The following is a 726-nucleotide window of genomic DNA, read 5'->3' as shown; positions in this document are numbered from 1 at the left end:
TTCCGGTACACATGATCGAAACCATTAATAAATTGAACCGCATCTCACGCCAGATGCTTCAGGAAATGGGCCGCGAGCCAACACCTGAAGAGTTAGGTGAGCGCATGGATATGCCTGAAGACAAGGTACGTAAAGTCCTTAAGATTGCTAAAGAACCAATCTCAATGGAAACGCCTATTGGTGATGACGAAGATTCACACTTGGGTGACTTTATCGAAGATGGCCAGGCAGAATCGCCCGTTGATACGGCTACAGGCCAGGGCTTAAGAGAGTCTACACGTACGGTTCTTTCCGGACTAACTGCTAGAGAAGCAAAAGTACTACGTATGCGTTTTGGTATCGAAATGAACACAGACCATACTTTGGAAGAAGTAGGTAAGCAGTTCGACGTAACGCGTGAGCGTATCCGTCAGATCGAAGCGAAAGCGCTAAGAAAACTACGCCATCCAAGCCGCTCAGATCACCTAAGAAGCTTCCTGGACGAATAAGCATTTTCCTCTAGCATCTTCTTTCGGGGCGCATTATAATGCGCCCCGTATTGATCAAGAACTCTCTGGATCATCTCTTGGCTCAAAGCCAAAATCAGTGCCCCCTTAGCTCAGTTGGTTAGAGCACCCGACTCATAATCGGTAGGTCCCCTGTTCAAGTCAGGGAGGGGGCACCATTTTTCTTCTTTTATTTCAATTGGTTATTTTAGTAGCTGGCATGCTTGGAATAAGTTGTGCT

Annotated in this window: 1 protein-coding gene and 1 tRNA gene; both read left to right on the top strand. The window is 46.7% G+C overall.

The window, feature by feature from the left end; genetic code table 11:
• Nucleotides 1-488, top strand: a 488-nt coding sequence (locus tag A3756_RS23590) for a sigma-70 domain-containing protein (protein ID WP_304438934.1), incomplete at its 5' end; no start/stop codon positions are given.
• 99 nt (nucleotides 489-587) lie between these two features.
• Nucleotides 588-664: transfer RNA gene (locus tag A3756_RS23585), tRNA-Ile, on the top strand.
• Nucleotides 665-726: the final 62 nt, after the last annotated feature.

This window comes from Oleiphilus sp. HI0086 (assembly GCF_001635225.1).
The sequence above is the reverse complement of the archived record's forward strand: the minus strand, read 5'-3'. Positions and strand labels throughout refer to the sequence as shown.